We start from the raw sequence: 15,489 nt of genomic DNA on the forward strand, positions 1-15,489 counted from the left end.
TATAAATTCTGCAATACCATAGAGTTTAAGCTACAGCAAGTATATTTATCCAACAATATAAAATTTTGCATAAAAAATAAATTCCAGCAAAAGCAATCCAACCACCGGTGTCTTTCGTAACTGCCCGCGTGATTAGCCGCGACGCCTTCTCTTTCTACGCCACCGAACCTGCCCAGACAGTCCTGACGCGTCGGCACCGAACGTGGGTAGCTCTGTATGCGCTGGCCGCTGGTCAGAGTCCGCGGGCGGAAGTGCTGCGCGCAAACGAGGTGACCGAAGCAGACTTGGTGGAGTTTGAGGAAAGCTGGCGTCAGCTGCGTCGGCGCAATTTTCCGCCTCTGAATTAATAGTTTGTCTCCCAGTGCTGTAGTTGGGTAAACAGCGGGTGAGGATCAGGAGAAAAGCCCGCCTTACCAATGTTCCAGATAGGCCGCAACGATGCCACATTGGCCGTAAACACGGCTTCGGCAGTGCACAGATCCTGTTGTGAATAGAGCCCTTCTTCGGTAGCAAGACCATGTGCCTGGGCTGTGTGCAGCAAGTGCGTCCTACGTACACCTGCCACGCACCCGGTGCTAATAGACGGCGTATAAAGGCAATCATTCTTCAGCCAAAAAATGGCTGCTGCACCGGCTTCGGCCACGTGCCCGGCACTATCCAGCAACAAGATTTCGTCGAGGCCACGCGCTGCGCGCTCCTGGGCGGCCAGTACGTAGGTAAGGGCATTGGGGCCCTTGCAGAAGCTGAAAGGGGAAAAGTGCGTCCGTACCTGCTGGCTAATATCAGCGCGGGCACCGGGTGAGTCGGTTGGCTCGTACGGAGCGGCGGTTATCAGATAGTCAGCTTCCTGGGTGGTGGGGGTGTATAAGCCGGCCCCGGCCCGCCAGATGTGTAGGCGTAAGCGAACGGCTGCCAAGCCTTGGGCTGCTACAACTTGCCCAAAAAGGCTCCCTAGGCCTTCCAGCGTACTCAAGGCAATGGGCAAAGAAAGCTGCAAAGCGGTAGCGGCGGCGCGCATCCGATCCAGGTGATGGGGAAGAAAGCGCACGCCGCCATTCACCCAGATAAGGGTTTCAAAAAAGCCATCATTGTAGAATAAGCCCCGGTTGGGTAAAGCTAGTGTAAAGGCTTCTTCTGCAATGAGCTGACCGTTAAAGAGTAGGGTAGGCAAGGCCGTAGTCAGGAAAAGGTAAATGCCGCAGGTGTAATGGCGATGCTCAAACTCTAAAGACTTGGCACAGCCTAGTCATTGCCTTTATAATAGGGAAAAGCGCTTGCCGGGCAGGGCCTTCACCACTCCCCGAAACTCCAAGCCCAGCAGCAGGCTAGCCGCCTGATTAACGGGCAACTGCGCTTTCCAGCTCAGATTATCCAATAATTCTTCCTGCAAAGCCAACACTTGAATAAGCTGAAATTCTTCCGCTGAGAAATCGTCGGCGTCGTAAGCAGCTGGGGGGCGTTTTTTACCGGTTTGGTGCAGGGCCGCATCCCAATTTAGTATTTCCTCTAAGTCGCGGGGCTCGGCGTACATGGCGGCTTTGTTGCTCTTGATTAAATGATTGCAGCCTTCGGACGTGTCGGTGCCTAGGTTACCGGGCACGGCTAGCACGTCGCGGTTGTAGCTAAGCGCAATTTCGGCCGTGATGAGGGCGCCACCTTTGCGTGCCGCTTCCACGACTACGGTTCCGTCGGAAAGGCCGGCGATGATGCGGTTACGGGCTGGGAAGTTATAGCGGTCGGGTTGGGTGCCGAAGGGAAACTCGGTGAGCAAGCCGCCTTGGGTAATCATTTTCTCGGCCGTTTTGCGGTGGGCGGCGGGATAAATAAAGTCGAGGCCGGTAGCCATTACGCCGATAGTTTCTAGGCCTTCCTGCAAGGCGGCGCGGTGAGCCGCTATATCGATGCCGTAGGCCAGGCCGCTTACAACTAACGGGTTATGCGTTACGAAGCCCTGCACGATGCGCTCGGTTTGCTCGCGCCCATAATCGGTGGCTTTGCGCGTGCCGACCAAGGCTACAGTTTTAGGGTGATTCAGGTCAGCGGTGCCGTGGTAGTAGAGTAGGGCCGGCGCGTCGGGAATTTGCTTGAGGCGGCTAGGGTAGAGTTTGCTGGTATAGAACAGTAGCTGTACGCCATCCTTTTCGGCCCGGCGCAGGGAGGTTTCGGCGCGAGTTAGAGCTTTGGCGCGCTCTGGGCCGGTAAGTGTGGTCACGGTGGTGTTGCCCACGCCCGGAATCTTACGCAACTTGCCGGGAGGCAAATGCAGGACGTTTTTGGCCGAGCCCCCGTAGCTCATCAGCTGGCGGGTAAGTTGGGGACCAATTCCAGGAAAAAGAGTTAGAGCGACTTCGTAGAGAAGGGTATCGTCGGCGGGCATGAAGTAAAACGCAGATGGAAGCGAGTAGACAGTAGTGCTTTCCGGCCAGTCAAATAGTACGCCACGACTTGCACTGAAGTCATTTGCATTGAATCCTAATCCGACCGTCATGCAGAGCGGTAGGGAAGCATCTCGCGTGCTGACACAGGATAACTAATCCCACGACCGCGAGCGAAATGCTTCCCTACCGCTCTGCAGACGGTCCGATTAGATATTACTGCGTCTTGCTAATAGCGTCCAGCTCCTTCTTCATCGTTACCATGAATTTGCGCACTTTCTCCAGGCTCTGAATCACGTCGATTTTTTCCTTGAGCTGGGGGCCTTTTTGCTTCATCAGGTCGCGGGCGCCGGGGATGGTGTAGCCACGCTCTTTCACCAAATGATAGATGGTGCGGAAAACATCGATGTCCTGGGGTGTGTAGAGGCGGTTGCCTTTCTTGCTCTTGCGGGGGCGCAATTCCTCAAATTCCGTTTCCCAGAAGCGAATCAGCGAAGGCGCTACATTAAATTGGGCGGCCACCTCGCCGATGGTGAAGTACTGCTTTTCGATGTCGCGTTCTTTGTAAGGCATATACTAGTGGTGCTTTGTAGCGCGACCCGAAGGAGGGCGCGAGCCAACTTTTAGTTCGCGTATCGTTGAGTGTATGGCTGGGGGGCATTTTTGCAGCAAACCTGACGAAACGCCAACTGAAAGTTCGCGCTACTATCAAAGTCGGCTAACTTTGCTGCTAGTGCCATTAAGTTTAATGGCGAAAAGTAGCCAAAATCCTGGCCGATGCCAACTTTCTGGTAGCACGGCCAGCTTCCGTTCCACGATTCTAACCATTCCCCAAGCTCAAGCTCAGGGCTCCTGCCATGTCACTTCCTTCGGCTCACCACGTCCGTCAGCAATTCCTCGATTTTTTCGCTTCCAAAGGTCACCACATTGTGCCCTCGGCGCCCATTGTGGTGAAGGACGACCCAACGCTGCTGTTCATCAACTCGGGCATGGCCCCGTTCAAGGATTACTTCCTCGGCAATAAGCCCGCGCCCTTCAAGCGCATCGCCGATACGCAGAAGTGTCTGCGCGTATCGGGTAAGCACAATGACCTGGAAGAAGTAGGCTACGACACCTACCACCACACCATGTTCGAAATGCTCGGCAACTGGTCGTTTGGCGATTATTTCAAGAAAGACGCCATTGCCTGGGCCTGGGAGCTGCTCACGGAAGTATACAAACTGCCCAAAGACCGCCTTTATGTTACCTACTTCGAAGGCGACCAGGGCGACGGTCTCGGCGCCGATACCGAGACCCAAGAACTGTGGCGGCAGTACGTGGCCGAGGAACGCATTATGCCCGGCAACAAGAAGGACAACTTCTGGGAAATGGGCGACACCGGCCCCTGCGGCCCCTGCACCGAAATCCACATCGACCTGCGCGACGAGGCTGAGGTAGCCCAAAAATCAGGTCGGGACTTGGTAAATAATGACCACCCGCAGGTGGTAGAAATCTGGAATAACGTGTTTATGGAATTCCAGCGCCTAGCCGATAAGTCGCTGGTGAAGCTGCCGGCCCAGCATGTGGATACTGGCATGGGCTTCGAGCGCTTGATGATGGCCGTGTCGGGCGTAAAGTCGAACTACGACACCGACGTTTTCCAGCCGCTAATCCAGTTTATCGCCTCCGAAGTGGGCCTGGAATACCACGGCACGGCCCCGGCCACCGTGAATGACCAGCCAGCCACCGAAAACGAAAAGACGGACATCGCCATCCGCGTTATTGCCGACCACATTCGCACCATCAGCTTCACCATTGCGGATGGGCAGCTGCCCAGCAATGTGAAGGCCGGCTACGTGATTCGCCGCATTCTGCGTCGGGCTGTGCGCTACGCCTTTTCCTCGCTGAACCAAAAGCAGCCTTTCCTCTACAAGCTCGTGCCCGTGCTAGCCGACCAGATGAAGCACATTTTCCCTGAGCTAAAGCAACAACAGCAGTTTGTGCAGCGCGTAATTGAGGAGGAAGAAATTGCTTTCCTGAAAACGCTGGAAAACGGCCTGCGCCGTCTGGATGCCCTGGAAGAAACCGCCAAAGCCAACGGCAACCGCATCGACGGTGCCACCGCCTTCGAACTGTCCGATACCTTCGGTTTCCCACTGGACCTTACCGCACTCATTGCCCGCGAAAAAGGCTTGACCGTAGACGAAGAAGGCTTTAAAAAGGCACTGGAACAGCAGAAAAGCCGCTCGCGCAACGCCCAGGAGGCTGAGCAAAGCGACTGGACCATCGTGGCCGACTCGGAGGAGCAGCCTGCCTTTGTCGGCTACGACCAGCAGGAGGCGCCGGCCCGCATTCTGCGCTACCGCCGCACCGACCGCAAAGGCAAAACTGAGTATCAAGTAGTGCTAGATCAAACGCCCTTCTACGCCGAGTCGGGGGGGCAAATTGGCGACACGGGTTACCTTGAGTCGGACTTGTCGAAGGTGCGGGTGATTGACACGAAGAAGGAAAACGACCTTATCGTGCACACCGTCCTGGATCTGCCCGAAGACCTGAGCGCCGGCTTCATCGGCCGCATCGACCATGCCCGCCGCGCCCAGATTCAGCGCAACCACACCGCTACCCACTTGCTGCAAGCCGCACTGCGTGAGGTGGTAGGCACCCACGTAGCTCAGAAAGGCTCCTTAGTGAACGAAAAGCTCCTGCGCTTTGACTTCAGCCACTTCACCAAAGTAACCGACGACCAGCTGCGCCAGGTAGAAACCTTGGTAAACGAGCGTATCCGCCAGCAAATCCCGCTGGATGAGCGCCGCAACGTGCCCATTGCCGAAGCCAAAGAGTTAGGCGCAACGGCCTTATTCGGTGAGAAATACGGCGACTTCGTGCGCGTCATCACCTTCGACAAGGACTTTTCGGTAGAGCTATGCGGCGGCACCCACGTGCGCACCACCGGCGACATTGGCTTCTTCAAAATCACCGCCGAATCGGCGGTAGGAGCGGGTGTACGCCGCATCGAAGCCGTAACTGCCGAGGCAGCCGAAGCTTACGTAAACCAGCAGCTGGACTTGCTTCAGCAAGTGCGAGAGGCGCTGGGCAACCCCCAGCATTTGTTGACCAGCATCGAGAAGCAAACCGAGGAAATTGCCGGCCTGCGCAAGCAGATTGAATCTTTTGCTCAGCAAAGCCTCAACCAGCAGAAAGAGCAGCTGGCGTCTCAGGTGAAGCCCCTGAATGGTGTGAATTTCCTGGCCGCTCATGTGCAGGTTAACTCTGCTGATGGATTGAAAACGCTGGCTTTCAATCTACGTCAAGCGGTACCCAACCTGGTGCTGGTGCTGGGCGCTGAGATTGAAGGTAAGCCGCAACTGGCCGTGATGCTAGCCGACGAACTGGCTGTGGGGGGCAAATTGAATGCTTCTACGCTGGTGCGCGAGCTAGCCAAGGAAATCCAGGGCGGCGGCGGCGGTCAGCCGTTTTTTGCTACCGCGGGGGGCAAAAATGCGGCTGGGCTTGGTGCGGCTATTGAGAAGGCGGAGGGGTTAATAGTAAAAGTAATATTCTAAATAATGGCCTTAATCTTAACGTAAGTAGCTACAGTGAAGTACATTTTGATAGTTATAGCCTTGCTAACGTGTATTTCAGTGCGCAGTCAGCAAGTACCAGTTAAGAAAGTGGAATATTTCACAAAAACTGGTGAAAAACTTCCGTCAATTGATGGGGCTTACTGCTGGCAGGAAACGGTATATCAAGACAGTATTCAAGGTATAATTCGTAGCTTCTATGCGAGCGGTAAACCTAAATCATTTAGCGAATTTGAAAAGGCCAGGCGTACAGCCAATCGTGGAAATGGTATTAGTGAAAATTGGTATGAAAACGGGCAGTTACAAAAGCGCGAGAATTGGGTGCACGGAAATCGAGAGGGCGAGTTACTTACCTATTATCCTAGCGGGACACTAAAGCGGCGAGAGCTATTTGTCGACGGAAAAAGTGTTAGTGGAGAATGCTTTAATTCACAAGGTAAACTCGTTCCGTTCTTTGCCTACGAAATTATGCCTACCTATCCAGGTGGTTATGACGCCTTTATGCACTTCATAGCCACTAACATACAGTACCCAGCTAAGGCCCTGCGAAATAATATAAAAGGTCAAGTGCAGGTAGGATTTAGTGTTGATTCTACGGGGCAGATGCAGAATATTAGGGTAGTGAAAAGCGTACATCCATTGGTAGATGCAGAGGCTTTACGCGTAATTCATCAAACTTTACATTGGACACCAGGTCAACAAGATGGGCGGCCTGTTACAGTTAGCTTTACGGTGCCAATCAATTTCAATATTGAAGGTCCAAAACTGTTTAAGTCTAAAAAGTAAGCATCTAGCTTATTAAATCAGCGAAAATTACCCATTCATGGACGAAGCAATAAAATCGAAATACCAGCCCGTAATCGGTCTGGAAGTGCACGCGCAGCTGCTCACGCACAGCAAAATGTACTCGTCGGATGAGAATGAGTACGGTGCGCTGCCTAATCATAACCTCTCGGTAATTACCCTGGGCCACCCCGGCACGCTGCCGCGGGTAAATTACTCGGCGGTGGAATTTGCCATGAAAATGGGCTTGGCTACCAATTGCCAGATTACCCGTGACAACCTCTTTGCCCGCAAAAACTACTTCTATCCCGACCTGCCCAAGGGCTATCAGATTACTCAGGACAAAACGCCGATCTGCACCAAAGGCCACGTCCCGATTCGGTTGAGCGACGGCACTACGCGGGAAATTGGCGTTACGCGCATTCACATGGAGGAAGACGCGGGCAAATCCATGCACTTGGCGGGCGAAGTAGAAACGCTGGTAGATTTGAACCGCGCCGGCGTGCCACTGATTGAGATTGTGTCGGAGCCGGATATTCGCAACGCCGAGGAAGCGTACGCTTACCTGGCCGAAATCAAGAAGCTGGTGGTGTACCTGGGCATTTGCGACGGCAACATGGAGGAAGGCTCCCTGCGCTGCGACGCCAATATTTCGGTGATGCTCAAAGGGGCCGACAAGTTCGGGACCAAGGTGGAGGTGAAGAACATGAACTCCTTCCGCAACGTGCAGCGCGCCATTGAGCACGAGATTGAGCGGCAGATTGCCATCCTGGAAGCGGGCGAAACCATCGACAGCGAAACGCGCGGCTTCGACGCGGCCACGGGCACTACCAGCGGACAGCGGAGCAAGGAGACGATGAACGATTACCGTTACTTCCCCGAGCCAGATTTGCCCCCCGTAGTTATCGACGATGCCTGGCTGCACCGCGTGCAGGCCGAATTGCCGGCCTTGCCCCAGCAGCTCTACGCCCGCTTCACCGGCGAACTAGGCTTGTCGGATTACGACGCCTCAGTGCTCACCGACCAGAAAGAAGTGGCTTTGTATTTCGACGAGCTTACTCGCCAAACGACAAATGCCAAAGCCGCCGCCAACTGGGTAATGGGGCCCGTCAAATCGTATTTGAATGAGCGCGCGTTGCCGATGGTCGAGTTCCCGCTGACAACCCAGCACCTGGCCGACATCATTCAGCTTATCGACGAAAACAAGATCAGCCACTCGGTTGCCTCCAAGCAGTTGTTTCCTTATTTGCTTGACAATCCAAGTAAAAATGCCCCCCAAGCCGCTCAGGAGCAGAATATGCTGCAAGAGTCGGACGAGGCTGGTTTGCTGGCGATGGTGGAGCAGGTATTGGCGGCCAACCCAGCTAAAGTAGCGGAGTACCGGGCCGGCAAAAAAGCGTTGACCGGTATGTTTATGGGCGAATTAATGAAGCTGACTGGTGGCAAAGCCGACCCGAAAGCCGCCAATCAGCTATTGCGCCAGAAGCTGGACGCGAGTGCTTAATTTCCGGCGGTAGCCCAAGCAACGCATCTGGGAACCTCAGCCGCTGATTTGGGTTTAACACAATGCCTTCCGGGCCTGGCTTTTTAACCGAGATAATGAATAAGATGAAGAGTATACTGCTGTTTGCCGCTGTCATGGGCATGGCCAATGCCTGCAATCGAGCCACAGCGCCTAGCTCCGGCACGGCTGCCACCGCCGCGGGCGAGAGTTACCAGGTAAGTGGGCAGCTGACCAACGCCCCAGCCGGTACCAAAGTGTATCTGGCGGAGCTAGGCGAAACGCAATACATTTCGCGCGATACCGCTACCGTCGACGAGAAAGGTACTTTCACGATGAAGGGCACCGTGCCCGAGGCCGGTTTGTATCAACTCAAAGTAGATGACGCCAACCAAGTACTGCTGGCGCTCAAAAATGGCAGTCAGGTGCAAGTAACTGGCGATGCGGCTCAGTTGGGCACCAGCTACACCGTGAAAGGCTCTCCCGATTCGGAGCTCATGCAGCGCCTGATGCGGGAGCTGGATAAGACTAAAAAGACGGTGGAGGGCCTCGGGGAGCGCTACAACCAGTTTGCCCAGGCCGGCCGTGAAGACTCGATGCGCGCCATCCGTACACGTTTTACGGCCGTGCAAACGCGCAACATCAACGCCATCAAAAGTTTGGTGCGTCAGAACCCCAACTCCGTCGTGTCGGCTTTTGTGGTGGGCAACGTGCTGAACCCCGATGAGCAGTTTCCCTTCGCCGATTCCATGACGACGCAGTTCAAGAAAACCTTGCCTGACTCGCGCTACACCCAGTCATTGGTGACGCGCCTGGATGTGTTGCGCCCCACGGCCGTAGGCGTAGTGGCGCCCGACATTCAGCTAGCCTCGCCTGCTGGCCCAGCTGTTTCACTGAGCAGCCTACGTGGCAAGTACGTGCTGATTGATTTCTGGGCTTCTTGGTGCGGACCTTGCCGGCAGGAAAACCCCAACGTGGTGCGCATGTACAACAAGTACAAAAGCAAAGGCTTCGAGATTTACGGCGTCTCCTTCGACCAGGATAAAACCAAGTGGGAGAAAGCTATTGAAAAAGATGGCCTCACCTGGACCCACGTATCGGACCTGAAAGGCTGGGAAAGCGCCGCTGGCCAGACCTACGGCGTGAAGTCTATCCCGCAGACCGTCTTGCTGGATCCACAGGGCCGCATCATCGCTAAAAACCTGCGCGGTGAGGAACTGGAGGAAAAGCTGAAGTCAGTGTTGGCTGCGAATTAAGGTTTAAAGTTAAAGCTTACAAAAAAGCCCCCCAGGAATTCCTGGGGGGCTTTTTTGTAAGCTTATTCCAGTAAGGTGGTCATGCAGAGCGCAGCGAAGCATCTCGTTTGCAGTAGTGAGGTTAGTATTCCAGCATCAGCACGCGAGATGCTTCGCTGCGCTCTGCATGACCGCCTGTTTTCATAAATCAGCAAGTAATAAATAAGCCTAGCTTAAAAACATACGCTGCATTGCTTGCCAGAGTAGCTTTTTGCGGCTATTGTCTTCCTCTAGCAGCTCAATTTCGGCGGCGGGCAGGTAGGCCACGTCGTTGACCAGCAGCACGGGTTCGTAGAGCTGGGTTTTGTAGATGGCCACGTCGAGCAGGTTTTTGCCGAAGCCAATGACTTGCTTGGCCGCCAGCTTTTGGCGTAAGGTGCTCAAAGCCACCGGTAGGTGTGACTCCACATTGATAAGCACCACATCTTCCATAATCAGGCGGATGGCCTTGAGTAGGTTGTTTAAGAAGACGTTTTTGGGCAAGCGCCGGAACCGCTCGGGGTCCATCCGCACCAGAATGACCAGCCCTTTCGCGTTGCTGCCTAGCGTGGAGAACGGTGTTTCGGTGAGGGGCGGAGCCGTGCGCTGTGGCGGGGCCGGGGCAGAGGGAGGAGTAGCCGGAGTAGGAGCAACTACAGGCGCTACAGCAGGCGTGGGGGGCAATTGTAGCCCCGCCAACGACGGTAAGCGCGCAGGGGCAACCGGTGTCGGTGCGGCCACAACTGGCGGTGCCGCTGGCGGCGGAGAGGGCGCCTTTTGGACCGCAGGTGGGGGCACAGCTGCGGGAGGTGCAATGGGAGCAGACTGCGTAGCGGCACTGGAAGCAGATGATGCTGAGGCCGCTACTGGTGCTGCCACTGGCTCCACTGTTGCTGGCTGGGGGGCATTTTCATCTGCCTCCGCAACCACGTACAGCGATACGTTGGTGTAGAAATTCTGAAAAAAAGCCAGTGAAGCCTCGTGCATAGAAAAAAGCTCGTTAAATGGTTGCAGGTCAAATGACTGGTCGTTCTGGGGCGTGTTGGACAACAGCCATTTAACCCTCAACAATTTAATACATTCACCTTATTCCAACTCAAAAATGGCCTTAAGCTCCGTGGCTTCTTCGGGCTTCATGCGGCCGCCGAGCACCAAGCGCAGCTGCCGCCGCCGCAGCGCCCCGTCGTACAGGCGGATTTCCTCTTCGGTTTCGGCCACGGCCTCAGGCACATCAATTGGGCGGCCCGACTGGTCCACAGCCACGAAGGTGAAAAAGGCCTCGTTGGATTTTACTTTGGTGCCCGTTGGGATGTCTTCGGCCCACACATTGATGTGCACTTCCATTGACGAGCTAAAGGAGCGCGTCACCTGGGCTTGCAGCGTCACGACGTTGCCCAGGCGAATGCCGGCACTGAATGACACGTTATCGACGGAAGCCGTCACAACGATGCGGTTGGAATGCTTTTGGGCAGAAATAGCGGCGGCGATGTCCATTAGGTGCATCATGCGGCCGCCCATAAGGTTGTTGAGCGTGTTGGTATCGTTGGGCAGCACCAACTCGGTCATGTTTACGAACGAGTCTTTGACGGGCTTCTGTTTGCGCATCGGGGTAGAGAGAAGAGGCGAGATTGAAGCCGCGAAGATAAGCGGCCGCGCCGGGTCTGCCCGCATATTGCCCTCCAAGCAACGGCTACGGTTTGGGTAGCAGTAGCTTTAAGCGCTCTTCGATCGAGTCAAGCTCCAGGCTTTGCTCCAATACAACACCTTGCTTATCCAGGAGCAAATAGCTGGGAAATCCATTGATATTATATTGTTCAATTGTCCCCTTGTCCGTGTTTAACTCCGAAAGTTGGGTCCAAGTAACGCGGTGCTTGCGAATAGCGTTTAGCCAATTCTGCTTGTCATCCGCATGTTCCATGCCGATGCCCACCACCGCTAGTTGTTGGCCGTATCGCGTTTGTAATTGCTTGAGGTGAGGCATGGCCTTAATACAGGGTCCGCACCAGTGCCCCCAGAAGTCAAGTAGCACGTACTGACCCTTAAACTTAGCCAGCGATACGGCTACACCCGCAGTATCAGGTATGGTGAAGGCTGGAGCTGGCCGACCCACGGCAGGTTGATTGCGAATTGCCTGCAATCGACGGCCGACATTTTGGCCCTGCGGACTAGCTTGAACGCTTGCCGACATGCTACGTAGCAGCAACTCGTACTCGGCCAGAGGCTTATCGTCGTAGCGGGTTTGAAAGTAAAGCAGGTCAGCGCTGATGCGGCTCCGTGGATGAGCTTTAATAAAGTCGAGGGTAGGCCGCTGAGCTAGCTGTTGTAATGCCAGCATAGAATCAGGATGAGCCCTCATGCGCCGATCAAATTTCCACCCTATTTGTTGGTTGAAGTGTGTGAGCAAGTCATTATCTGGAGAGCCCAGAATCGCGAGTTGGCCAGGTTCAGCTATGGAGCCTGTTATCGTCACTTTCTGGCCTGGATCGGACCAGAAAGTAGTGAGGCGCGAAGGAATAAGTTTTAAGTAGACCGTGCCGTCGTCGCTGAAGGGCGCTACGTACGTGAAGCGGTCATTAACGGCGCGCACGGTATCTCGATGCTGATGCCCTTTCTGCTCGTACACAAATACGACGGGCTTATTTCCCAACCCTTTGATATTGCCTATAATCTGACAGGAACGGCTGTTTTGGGCGGTGGCTAGTACCGCAGGCAGATTCAGAAGTGCACAGAGAATAGAGGATTTTAGCATAGCAAGCAAGGTATAAGTGGTAGCGCGAGAAATATATATATTTATACTATAGTATCTTGTCATGCTTCCATTTTACCCGCCCCACCCGGCCCGGCCCAACAGCGGCACAAACCGGAACTCCTCAAAAATCTCCCGCGAAAACTCGTCTTCGCTTTCCCGCACCACCCGCATCATGCGCTGCACCTGTGCATCGCCCACTGGAATAACCAGCGCCCCGCCAATGCGCAGCTGACGCAGCAAGGGCCGCGGGATGTTGGGCGAGCCGGCCGTAACCAGAATCTTATCGAAAGGGGCTTGCTCCGGCAGCCCCAAGGAGCCGTCGCCACAAACTAGGTGGGCGTGTTGGTGCAGCTCCAGCAGGCGCTTGCGCGTGCCTTCAAACAGTTTGGGGTTATACTCAACGCTGAACACGTGGGGCGTAAGCTGCAGCAGCACGCAGCACTGGTACCCCGAGCCCGTGCCGATTTCCAGCACTCGGTCGTGGGGTGTAAGGCGCAGTAGCTCTGTTTGGTAGGCTACAGTGTACGGCTGAGAAATGGTCTGGCCCTCGCCAATGGGAAATGCCTTGTCCTGGTAGGCGTGGGCCTGGAAAGCTGGGGCAAAAAACAAGTGGCGCGGCACGGTACCTAGGGCCGTCAGCACGCGCTCATCGCGAATGCCTTTGCGGCGCAGCTCTTCCACGAGGGCCCGCCGCAGGCCACGGTGCCGGTAGCTATTAGCATCCATGTGATGAATACGAAACGGTAGGCGCGAGGGGCCGGAAAATTCCGCTTTAATGCCCTACCTTTGACTGTTACTTGTAGAAGCAAAATTGCCCCCCAGCGCAGTCCTGACGGCGAAATTACGCTTTCGTCGCCATTGCTGCACCGCCACCCGTTGTTGCCGCGCCCCTAGGTCCGGCTTAGTTGTTAGCCCTTGATTCGTACCATCCAAAAGCTGAAGCTGATAGGCGCCGATTTCGGAGCGGCCCTCTTGGCATGGATATGCTTTTTTCTGCTGCGCAAATACCTGCTCAGCGAAATAAATGAAGGTTACCGCTTCACTGAAAGCGTGCTGTTCTCGCTGACCGGCTCGGCTCTGGTTATTGCCAGTTTCTGGCTCGTGCTTTACGCCCTCATTGGTGAGTACCGCGATATTTTTCGCAAATCTCGTCTGGCCGAAATTATTAGGCTGGCGCGCGTATCAGTGATTGGAGCGTTGGTTATTTTCTTTGCCTTTCTGCTCGATGATGAGGGTGTAAATAGCTACCAGCTCTACTACAAAACGATTTCAGCCTACTTCCTGCTGCACTTTTTCATAACGGCTGTGCTGCGTACCTGGGCCGTGAGCAGCGTACAGAAGCTGGTACGCGGGGGCGTTATTTCCTTTAATACTCTACTGGTCGGCTCCAACTCTTTAGCTCACGACACTTACCACGAACTGGCCCGTACCAGCCGCCACCTGGGACTCAAACTGGTGGGCTTCACGCCCGTCGGAGATACCGTCGATAGCGCCCTGGCTGACGCCCTGCCCCGGCGGGGTAGCTACCAGCGCCTGCCTGCCCTTATTCGGGCTCTGCACATCGAGCAGATTGTAATTGCCATTGAGCCCAGCGAGCACCGCATGATTCAGGAACTCTTGGCTTTGCTGGAAGGCACTCCCGCTCGCGTCAGTGTGCTTCCCGACCTGTATCAGATGCTGTTGGGGTCGGTGAAAGTAAACCACTTGTTTGGCACACCCCTCATTGAGATCAAGCAGGACTTGTTGCCGCTGTGGCAGGAGGTGCTCAAGCGCGTGATTGACGTGGTGGGCTCCGGTTTATTTCTGCTGCTAGCCTGGCCGGTTTATGCCGTTACGGCCGTCATGGTGAAGCTTTCGTCGCCGGGGCCGGTGTTTTATAGCCAGGAGCGCATCGGCCGGCAGGGCGTGCCGTTTCGGATTTATAAATTTCGCTCCATGTACATCGATGCTGAGGAATGCGGCCCCGCGCTCAGCTCCGACCACGATCCGCGCATTACGCCCTGGGGCCGCTTCATGCGCAAGGTGCGCCTGGACGAGCTACCCCAGTTCTGGAACGTTATCAAGGGGGAAATGAGCATTGTGGGACCGCGCCCGGAGCGGCAATTTTTCATCAATCAGATCATCAAAATTGCCCCCCATTACCGCCATCTACATCGCGTGCGGCCTGGCCTCACGTCGCTGGGCCAGGTAAAATACGGCTACGCCGAAACGGTGCCGCAAATGGTAGAGCGCCTCAAATTCGATATTCTTTACATCGAGAATATGAGTCTGGCTATGGACTTTCGCGTGCTGCTTTACACACTCAAGATTATCATTGAGGGCCGGGGCAAGTAAGGCATAGCGATACGCTGGTATCGAGTATTCACTACTAATTCGCGTAAGCCATGACTCTTTTGCGCTCCCTGTTTACCTCCTTCCTTTTGTGTCTGGGTTTCGTAGTAGCGGCCCAAGGCCAGTCGAGCAGCGGAGCGTCAGCGCCGTTGGTAATAGGGCAAACCTTCACCATTGAGTCGAAAACCTTAGGTGAAACGCGCCGGATTAACGTGTATCTGCCGCCCGGTTACGCCGATTCGGCCAGCTTGCGGCTTCCCGTGCTATACATGCCCGACGGCGGTATGGCCGAGGATTTTCTGCATGTTGCGGGCTTGGTGCAGGTGTCGGTGGGCAATGGAACGATGCGGCCCTTTCTGCTGGTGGGCATTGAAAATACAGCTCGCCGCCGTGACCTGACCGGGCCTACTACCAACACGGAAGACAAGAAAATTGCCCCCCAGGTAGGCGGGTCCGCGGCATTTCGGCAGTTCATTCGGCAGGAGCTGATGCCAGAAGTAAAGCGACGCTACCGCACTACTGCCGAAACCGCTATTGTAGGCGAATCGCTGGCTGGTCTCTTCATTGTAGAAACCTTACTGCTTGAACCAGACTTATTTGACACCTATCTGGCTTTCGACCCAAGCCTGTGGTGGAATAATAATTACCTAGTCAACCAAGCTTCGGCGCTACTCCAAACAAAGTCCAGGCAATCAAAAAAACTGTTTCTGGCCAGTAGCGACCAGAAAGATATTGCTGAAGCCACCAGCCGCCTAGCGAAGACTTTGCGAGCAAAAACTGCACACGGCATAATCTGGCAGTATGAGCCCATGCCGCAGGAGACCCATGGCACAATTTACCATCCGGCTGCTTTAAAAGCATTCCGGGCATTTCTCAAACTGCAACCAACAAACACACCGGCGGCTCGCTGATTGCT

Annotated in this window: 14 protein-coding genes; 7 read left to right on the forward strand and 7 right to left on the reverse strand. The window is 54.9% G+C overall.

Going from position 1 to position 15,489, the window contains the following annotated elements; translation table 11 throughout:
* Positions 1 to 107: 107 nt before the first annotated feature.
* On the forward strand, positions 108 to 347 hold the full coding sequence (locus tag ACW9KT_RS09595; RefSeq protein ID WP_457079720.1) for a hypothetical protein: 240 nt from the start codon (positions 108 to 110) through the stop codon (positions 345 to 347).
* On the opposite strand, the gene ACW9KT_RS09600 is transcribed toward ACW9KT_RS09595, so the two are convergent.
* From ACW9KT_RS09600 to ACW9KT_RS09610, 3 genes are all read right to left on the reverse strand, one after another.
* Entirely contained in the window at positions 344 to 1,171 is an 828-nt protein-coding gene (locus ACW9KT_RS09600; RefSeq protein ID WP_457079722.1) for an aminotransferase class IV, read from the reverse strand. The genes ACW9KT_RS09595 and ACW9KT_RS09600 overlap by 4 nt on opposite strands.
* 84 nt (positions 1,172 to 1,255) lie before the next feature.
* Positions 1,256 to 2,377: a DNA-processing protein DprA gene (gene dprA / locus ACW9KT_RS09605; RefSeq protein WP_457079724.1), complete on the reverse strand. Its 1,122-nt coding sequence runs from the start codon at positions 2,375 to 2,377 to the stop codon at positions 1,256 to 1,258.
* A 214-nt stretch (positions 2,378 to 2,591) separates the two neighbouring features.
* Positions 2,592 to 2,948 carry a MerR family transcriptional regulator gene (locus ACW9KT_RS09610; RefSeq protein ID WP_457079726.1) on the reverse strand — a complete coding sequence of 119 codons (357 nt, stop codon included), beginning with the start codon at positions 2,946 to 2,948 and terminating at the stop codon, positions 2,592 to 2,594.
* Between the two features lie 284 nt (positions 2,949 to 3,232).
* Between ACW9KT_RS09610 and alaS the strand changes: the two genes are divergently transcribed.
* From alaS to ACW9KT_RS09630, 4 genes are all read left to right on the forward strand, one after another.
* Complete coding sequence (gene alaS / locus ACW9KT_RS09615; RefSeq protein WP_457079728.1) at positions 3,233 to 5,917, forward strand: alanine--tRNA ligase; 2,685 nt, start codon at positions 3,233 to 3,235, stop codon at positions 5,915 to 5,917.
* Between the two features lie 33 nt (positions 5,918 to 5,950).
* Positions 5,951 to 6,721 (forward strand): TonB family protein, encoded by a 771-nt coding sequence (locus ACW9KT_RS09620; protein WP_457079730.1) that lies wholly within the window; start codon positions 5,951 to 5,953, stop codon positions 6,719 to 6,721.
* Positions 6,722 to 6,758: 37 nt separating this feature from the next.
* Entirely contained in the window at positions 6,759 to 8,222 is a 1,464-nt protein-coding gene (gene gatB / locus ACW9KT_RS09625) for an Asp-tRNA(Asn)/Glu-tRNA(Gln) amidotransferase subunit GatB (RefSeq protein WP_457079732.1), read from the forward strand.
* A 104-nt stretch (positions 8,223 to 8,326) separates the two neighbouring features.
* Positions 8,327 to 9,475 (forward strand): redoxin family protein, encoded by a 1,149-nt coding sequence (locus ACW9KT_RS09630; protein WP_457079734.1) that lies wholly within the window; start codon positions 8,327 to 8,329, stop codon positions 9,473 to 9,475.
* A 207-nt stretch (positions 9,476 to 9,682) separates the two neighbouring features.
* On the opposite strand, the gene ACW9KT_RS09635 is transcribed toward ACW9KT_RS09630, so the two are convergent.
* The 4 genes from ACW9KT_RS09635 to ACW9KT_RS09650 form a co-directional block, all read right to left on the reverse strand.
* Entirely contained in the window at positions 9,683 to 10,480 is a 798-nt protein-coding gene (locus ACW9KT_RS09635) for a hypothetical protein (protein WP_457079736.1), read from the reverse strand.
* 99 nt (positions 10,481 to 10,579) lie between these two features.
* On the reverse strand, positions 10,580 to 11,098 hold the full coding sequence (locus tag ACW9KT_RS09640) for an acyl-CoA thioesterase (protein ID WP_457079738.1): 519 nt from the start codon (positions 11,096 to 11,098) through the stop codon (positions 10,580 to 10,582).
* Positions 11,099 to 11,183: 85 nt separating this feature from the next.
* Positions 11,184 to 12,242, reverse strand: coding sequence for a redoxin domain-containing protein (locus ACW9KT_RS09645; protein ID WP_457079740.1), 1,059 nt, complete (start codon positions 12,240 to 12,242; stop codon positions 11,184 to 11,186).
* Between the two features lie 72 nt (positions 12,243 to 12,314).
* Positions 12,315 to 12,968 carry a protein-L-isoaspartate(D-aspartate) O-methyltransferase gene (locus ACW9KT_RS09650; RefSeq protein ID WP_457079742.1) on the reverse strand — a complete coding sequence of 218 codons (654 nt, stop codon included), beginning with the start codon at positions 12,966 to 12,968 and terminating at the stop codon, positions 12,315 to 12,317.
* A 189-nt stretch (positions 12,969 to 13,157) separates the two neighbouring features.
* Here ACW9KT_RS09650 and ACW9KT_RS09655 point away from each other — a divergent pair, with 189 nt between their 5' ends.
* Together ACW9KT_RS09655 and ACW9KT_RS09660 are read left to right on the forward strand one after the other, a co-directional pair.
* On the forward strand, positions 13,158 to 14,576 hold the full coding sequence (locus ACW9KT_RS09655; RefSeq protein ID WP_457079744.1) for a sugar transferase: 1,419 nt from the start codon (positions 13,158 to 13,160) through the stop codon (positions 14,574 to 14,576).
* A gap of 50 nt (positions 14,577 to 14,626) precedes the next feature.
* Positions 14,627 to 15,484: an alpha/beta hydrolase gene (locus tag ACW9KT_RS09660; protein ID WP_457079746.1), complete on the forward strand. Its 858-nt coding sequence runs from the start codon at positions 14,627 to 14,629 to the stop codon at positions 15,482 to 15,484.
* Positions 15,485 to 15,489 lie beyond the last annotated feature (5 nt).

Source organism: Hymenobacter sp. HD11105, assembly GCF_054051685.1.